Raw genomic sequence first — 7521 nt, forward strand, 5'->3', positions numbered from 1 at the left:
AAATGAAACTCGCATTAAATCTACGATTTGATGCAATGCTAAAGACACAATGGTTATCTACCTTCAATCTTATAAATTCTGCCTGACCAAACCAAGCAAATATTAATATTAATCACTATCTAAAAATAATTAACTCATTCCTTGATTTTAGGCAACCTTACATGAACAGTTGTACCTTCCCCTTCTTTGCTGTTTATCCAGATTTCACCATTGTGGGCATCTACTATTTGTTTACATATATAAAGACCCAATCCCGTACCACCATATTTACGTTTGATGGACGAATCAATCTGGTAAAATCGCTGGAACAGGTGGGGTATAAGGTCTTCAGGAATCCCAATACCTGTGTCTGTTATCTTTAAATGAATATAACCTTCTTCCTCAAATGCATCAAGTGTGATTTGTCCTTCCGAGGGTGTGAATTTAATCGCGTTGTCAAAAAGATTGGTCAACATATCAGTTAATTTGGCTTTATCACCGTTTATCTGCGGCAGATTCTCTGATACATTTTTATTCAATACCAGTCCTTTTTTATCAATCTGTAAACTCATATCTTCTATTGCATTATCCGCTATTTCTGCTATCTGGACAGGTTCAAAAGAATATTTGATAGCATCTGCCTGAGCCATACTCATATATATCAACGAGTCTACAAGCCTTCTGAGACGTTCAGTGTTTCGTAAAATTATACCCATGGTTTTTTTCTGCTTATCATTGAGTTCTCCCAGAGTTTCCTCATAAATAATGTTACTATAACCTTTAATAGAAGTTAATGGCGTCTTTAGCTCATGGCTGACATTGGATAAAAATTCGTCTTTCATCCTATCAAGTGATTTTAGCTCTTCGTTGGCTCTGGCAAGTTCTGTGGCATATTCATTAAGTTTTTTTTCTGCTCTTTTCCTCTCGGTAATATCTCTGGCAAGTGCAAGTATGGCAGGTTTCCCCTCGTATTCAATCATTCTGCTACTTAATTCTATAGGGATTTTTGAACCGCTTTTGGTGATTTGCACTGTTTCAAATATTCCGTGTCCTTCTTCCTGAATGGTTTTTAACCGATTCTGTACTTTATCTTCATAAAAGGGAGATATCAAATCCATTGACTTCATCTGTACAAGTTCATATTTAGTGTAACCCAACCTCTGACTTGCAACCTGATTTACTTCCAGTATATTTCCACCAAAATCATGTATAAAGATGGCATCATTGGCATTTTCAAACAAGCTCCTGAATTTTTTTTCTGATTCTATCAGGGCTTCTTCAGCCTGCTTGCGTTCTGTAATATCCTCAACAATACCAACTCCACCTTCAACTGTACCATCTTCTGATATAATGGGGCTAAAATCCACTTTTAAAGGTACTACTTTGTTACTTGTTGTTGAGCGATAATAACCTTCATAATGTCCTGCGTTTTTCAAAAAAACCTGATTAAGAGCCCCTTTCATATCTTCATCTTCCAGAGATTTTAACATATTAAAACCAATCAATTCATCTCTAGTCAAATCAAGGATTTTTAGCATATTTTCATTACCGCTTGTAACAACACCGTTTTCATCAAAATCAAATATACCCAGTGGCGAATTTTCAAATATCAATCTATATTTTCGTTCAGATTCCCGTAAAGCCTCTTCTACCTTTTTCCTATCAGTTATGTCAATAATAATACCCTGATAATAGGCAGGTTCCCCTTTATAGGTTCGACCAAGCATAGACCGTTCAGTTACCCAACGCTTTTCACCGGATTTGGTTAATATCCTGTACTCCTTGGTAAAATAGGTATGCCCCCCAATTTCAACCTGAGACACCGCATCACGAACTTTCTGTAAATCATCTGGATGGACAATATCACCATATATAAGCCGCCCCGATGTGAAATCCTCAGGCGTATATCCAAACTGGATAATATTATTCGAAACAAATTCTACAGGCCAGTCTTTTTCCACAGTCCATAAAAATGCAATGACAGGACTACTTTTATAAATTGATTCTACTCTTTTTTCAGCTTCCCATTCATCACATTGCGTTTTTTCACTGATTTTTTGTTCAGTTACATCTTCAATAACACAAATCATGCCGTCATAATAACCGTTTTTATCAACAATAGGCACAAGTCTGCCGCTTTGATAACTTATATTTCCATTTTTATTTCTCAACGGAAGCGAGTAAAAATGTGCAGGCTCAAGTGTGGTTTTGACACGCAAAAAAAGTTCTTTAAAGTGTACCTCGTCACCGATGGTTCTTTCAGGCATATAAGTCATCAGGTTCTTGCCGATGACTTCAACTTTTGGGATTCCTGATATATCAGCCATGCTCTGACTAAAATAGGTGAAGTTGTCGTTTTTATCAACAACCCAGGTACCCTTACTTATATTTTCAAGTATTTGTTCACAAAAATTGTTCACACTAAACTACCCCAGTAACTCCATTTGATTCTTCAGGTGGGTTCTGGATTATACCCTTAGTAATTATTGTTTTGTTATTATTTACTTTTTGTTACTGCCAAAATTATATAATTGATTGTTTTCAAGCTTTCATTACCGTGAACCAGAAAATACTACCCTGACCCTCTGGATTATCCTTAACCCCTATATCCCCATTATGTAATTCTATTATCTTTTTGACAATCGCCAGACCGAGACCATTACCATTTATATTGTTTTTATCAACACGCTCAAAGCGTTCAAACAACCTGTTTTTATCCCTGTCATTTATTCCTTCCCCACTGTCTATAAAACTAACCTTCCAGAAATCCCCTGCATCCTGTACATCGATTGTGACTTGACTGTTTTCTGGACTGTATTTTATGGCATTGGATAAAAGATTGGAGAATACATCTTCAATTATATCATTTGCAAAAGCAGGACAACACCTGTCTGCCCTGATTTCTACATTCATTTGATTCTTATCGGTCTGATATTTAAAATCGTCAACCACCTGTTCGATAATTGGGACCATGTCCATCTTTTCCAGTTCAAGTTTACCGGTTGATTCCAGCCGCGACAACCTGGATGCAGATTCTATGATACTGATTAATTTTTCACTGTGATGTTGTACCTTTTCAAGGATACTAACTTTTCTGCTGTTTTTTTCCATATCGAGTAACAATTGGGTAAATCCTTTAACAAGCCCTGCCGGATTTAAAAGGTCGTGTCGAAGTATATCCGCAAAAAGATTTTTGTATTCAATAGACTCTTCCAGATCCCTGATATATTTTTGCTGTTCACACATTTTTTCTTTGATTTGTGTTATATCAACAAAATTAAATATCTGGTATTTCCGCCTGTCCAGTATCATAAATGATGTTGTCACAAATACAGGGATGCATTCGCCGTTAAATGTTTTTATTGAACATTCAAATTTCCTGTTTCCATCAACAAAATACTCCTCATTTTCCGGAAGAATGAGAAACTTAGAAACAGGATAACCAATAACTGATATTTCAGAAAAACCGGTTTTTTTGACAGTATAACTATTTGTATCAACAATGCTCAAAGATTCGGTATCCACAACAAAAATACCATTGGGTTGGGATTCAAGTATTGTTTTTAAGTAAGTCTTTTCATTTCCAAACAATTCTGAAATACTGTTGTTTTTTTTATATACAGATAGCAAATTATACTCCCCCAAAATGTTAAAATTACCAGTTACATACCCACCAAACTTGCTGTAAAGTCGTTGGCTTTCACTACCCCTGCACCCCGTCTATCGTAAAATAACTGCTATTCCAATAGTCTGTAAATACACAAATACTACCCCTTAAAATAATTTATAGATTAACCTATATTACTTTAAATGCTAACTTTGATAAATTATTACCAAATTGCAACAATATTAAAAACTGTTTTTAATTACTAATATAACTTTCGAAACGAAGTTACATGTTTGTGCTTAAATGTATTATCCGTAATTCATTTTAGCAAATATAGCCTTTATAAAAATTTCAGCTAGTTATATTACCAAAATTTAAGTGATAGAAGTTATGTTTACAAGCAGATTATTGTTAATTGATACGTCCACCCATGGTTTTTAAATATGATTATATTATAGGTCATACAAACTAAAAGGGAATAACAATGACAGGTGAAGAAATGTACGCGGATAGAATAAACTCGCTCCCTCCATATCTATTTGCAGCGATTGATGAGGCTAAAGCAGAAGTAATGAATAAAGGTGTAGATGTTATAGATTTAGGTGTTGGAGACCCAGACCAACCTACCCCCCAGCACATCATAGATTCCATGTCAGAAGCCATCTACAATTCCAACTATCACAGATATCCCTCATACAATGGAATGTATGATTTCAGGAAAGCTGCTGCTGACTGGTGTAAAAAATACAGAGGATTTGAGGTTGACCCGGATTCACAGACCTTGACAATGATCGGACTGAAGGAAGGCATTGCCCACAGCCCGCTTGCATTTATAAATCCTGGTGACACAGCACTTGTACCAAACCCCGCATATCCGGTTTACAAGATCGGAACTCTGTTTGCAGGCGGAGAACCCTACACAATGCCTCTGCTTGAAGATAACGAATTTTTACCCAACCTCGATGCAATACCAAAGGATGTTCGTGACAGAACCAAGATGATGTTTCTGAATTATCCGAACAATCCGACTGGCGCAGTTGCTGATTACAAGTTCTTTGAAGAAGTTGTGGATTTTGCACGGGATAACAATATCGTCGTTATACACGACAATGCCTATTCAGATATTGTATTCGACGGATATGAATCCCCGAGTTTCATGAATGTTGATGGTGCGATGGATGTTGGTGTTGAACTGTATTCACTCTCCAAAACCTACAACATGACAGGGTGGCGCATTGCCTTTGCGGTAGGAAACAGTGACATTATAAAAGGAATCGGTAAGGTGAAATCCAATGTCGATTCAGGTGCCTTTGAAGCTGTTCAGAAAGCGGGAGTTACAGCCCTCACTTCATCCCAACAGTGTGTTTCGGACATGAACAAAATCTATAAAAACAGGCGTGACGCGCTCCTTAAAGGTCTCAATGAACTGGGTCTTGATGTAAAACCGCAGAAAGCGACCTTCTACACGTGGGCACCTGTTCCTGAAGGATATGATTCCATAGAGTTCTCCAAACTCCTGCTTGAAGAAGGCGGAATTGTTGCAACACCTGGTGTTGGATTCGGTGATTACGGTGATGGATATATCAGGTTTGCACTGACACAGACCGTGGGGCGTATAAATCAGGCAGTTGCAAGGATGGAAGAGCTGGAACTTTAAATACCAAAACTGCACCCTCTTTTGGGTGTAGACTTTTAGTTTTCAAACTTTTTTCATCCCAATAACGAATCCGGGTCAATATTCCCACATCTAATCATATGATCAACAATAACCAGTGCAACCATTGATTCAGCAACCGGAACCATTCTTGGCGGGATGGTGGGGTCATGGCGACCATGGATGGATATTTCGGTTTCACTCATTGTGGATAAATCAACTGTTTTCTGTATTTTTGAAATGGATGGGGTAGGTTTTACAGCAGCACGGCAGATTATCGGCATACCCGTGGATAATCCACCTATAATACCTCCTGAATTGTTGGTTTCAGTCCTGACATCCCCATTTTCGATAAGAAATGAGTCGTTCATCTTACTTCCATACATTCGGGCACTTTCAAAACCGGAACCGTATTCTATCCCTTTGACAGAACCGATACTCATAAGAGCTTTTGATAGGTCAGCATCCAATTTATCAAATACAGGTTCACCGATTCCCGGTGGTACCCCTTTTACTATAACCTCAACAATGCCGCCGATACTGTCTCCCATGTTGCGTGCAATTTCTGCTTTTTCAAGCATTTTTTCTGCTGCGTCAAGGTCTGCACATCGAAGGGGTGTCTTTTCAAGGTTTTCCATTATTTTATCAAAATCCTGCCTTTCTGCTTTTATACCTCCCAATTCCACAACATGAGCCGCTATTTTAATTCCGTATCTCTTGAGTAGAGCTTTTGCAATTGAACCGGCTGCAACACGTCCAACAGTCTCTCTTGCAGATGAACGCCCACCTCCCCGATAATCCCGTATTCCGTATTTCTTCTGATATAAATAATCGGCATGACCTGGGCGTGGTAGGTTTTTGATGCGTTCATAAGAACTAGAATCCACATTTTTGTTCCAGACAAGCATTGAAACCGGTGTTCCTGTACTTTTTCCTTCAAATACCCCGGATAATATTTCTACCTCATCGGACTCCTTTCGAGGTGTTGATATACTGCTCTGTCCCGGACGTCTTCGCTTTAATTCACCCTCAACCATTTTTTTATTAATTTCCAGTCCTGCCGGAACACCATCAACAACAACTCCTATCGCACGACCATGGGACTCACCCCATGTTGTTATCCTGAACAACTGTCCAAATGTGTTACCTGCCATGTTTTTCAAACAACCTTAAACTGTTTAATCATCAGATTCTCTTTCCGCGGGTTCTATATGAATAGTAACATCTTTTATATCCGGATAATCCTTTTTCAAATATTTTTCAACATCATGTGCTATCCTGTGAGCATTATCAATGCGCATATCAGGTCGCACCTTTATATGTAAATCAATCTGAATCGCATCTTTTGTTCCTCTGCTGCGGATTTTATGACATTCCCTGATACCTGATACCGAATTCACCAGATTGCAAATTTCTTCATCATCAATCTGAGCTACATCTACAAGTGTCTCTGCATTCTTCCGTATAATGGTATATCCTGCACGGAAAATGATCACAGCAATTATAAGTGATATTATCGGGTCCACTATAGGATATCCGAGTTTTATTGCAACCAGTCCTACTATTACAGATAATGATAAGTAAATATCGCTTCTGGTATGCATTGAATCTGCAATTAAAATCTCACTGTTTAACTTATCACCCTGTTTATGCTCGTATGTGGTCACCAGGAAATTAATGAACATTGTTACTATCATAACTGCAAAACTTATGGAAGTCACATCAGGACTTAGGTCAGCCCTGAACCTGCCAATTGCATTATTGATTATTTCAAATCCTACAAGTATTAAAAAGAATGATATGATGATAGCACTCAGTGTTTCGTATTTCCGGTATCCATACGGATGCTCTTTATCCGGCGGTCTGGAAGCTATCTGAATACCAACAAGTCCAGTAATATTGGAGACGCCATCAATAAATGAATGGTAACCGTCCGATTCCATGCTAAGAGTATTTGTGAATCTCCCATAGATGATTTTGGCAAGGGCTACTATAAAGTTTAGAATAAGTATTAGCATGAGGACGAGCCGGATTTTTCTGAAACGTTGGTTCATAACATCCCCTATATAAAATGCCTTACACTGTTGTGAACTACACCTGAGCTAAAGACCAAGTAACTCCTTAAATTACAAATTTAAGGATAAATTTAAATCTTTGATTTAAAGTGCTTCCTGTTTCATAGTCTGTTCTAACGAACACAACTCCACAGGCACTACCCCTCATCCCGAAGGTGAAATTAGGTTTCGTCTATCAAACCAAACTTTTTAATGTTTACTGATGC

5 protein-coding genes are annotated in these 7521 nt (G+C 37.9%); 1 reads left to right on the forward strand and 4 read right to left on the reverse strand.

The window, feature by feature from the left end:
• Positions 1-134: 134 nt before the first annotated feature.
• Both ACLFMM_RS08170 and ACLFMM_RS08175 read right to left on the reverse strand, forming a co-directional pair.
• Positions 135-2399, reverse strand: a complete 2265-nt coding sequence (locus tag ACLFMM_RS08170) for a PAS domain S-box protein (RefSeq protein WP_410808245.1) — start codon at positions 2397-2399, stop codon at positions 135-137.
• Between the two features lie 121 nt (positions 2400-2520).
• Complete coding sequence (locus tag ACLFMM_RS08175; RefSeq protein WP_410808246.1) at positions 2521-3609, reverse strand: ATP-binding protein; 1089 nt, start codon at positions 3607-3609, stop codon at positions 2521-2523.
• A 476-nt stretch (positions 3610-4085) separates the two neighbouring features.
• Between ACLFMM_RS08175 and ACLFMM_RS08180 the strand changes: the two genes are divergently transcribed.
• The gene (locus ACLFMM_RS08180; protein WP_410808249.1) at positions 4086-5243 is read left to right on the forward strand and encodes an LL-diaminopimelate aminotransferase; all 1158 of its coding nucleotides are present in this window, start codon (positions 4086-4088) and stop codon (positions 5241-5243) included.
• A gap of 53 nt (positions 5244-5296) precedes the next feature.
• Here ACLFMM_RS08180 and aroC read toward each other — a convergent pair whose 3' ends face one another.
• Both aroC and ACLFMM_RS08190 read right to left on the reverse strand, forming a co-directional pair.
• Positions 5297-6394, reverse strand: coding sequence for a chorismate synthase (gene aroC, locus ACLFMM_RS08185; protein WP_410808247.1), 1098 nt, complete (start codon positions 6392-6394; stop codon positions 5297-5299).
• A gap of 24 nt (positions 6395-6418) precedes the next feature.
• On the reverse strand, positions 6419-7294 hold the full coding sequence (locus ACLFMM_RS08190; RefSeq protein ID WP_410808248.1) for a cation diffusion facilitator family transporter: 876 nt from the start codon (positions 7292-7294) through the stop codon (positions 6419-6421).
• Positions 7295-7521 lie beyond the last annotated feature (227 nt).

It is taken from the genome of Methanohalobium sp. (assembly GCF_046546175.1).
GTDB lineage: Archaea > Halobacteriota > Methanosarcinia > Methanosarcinales > Methanosarcinaceae > Methanohalobium.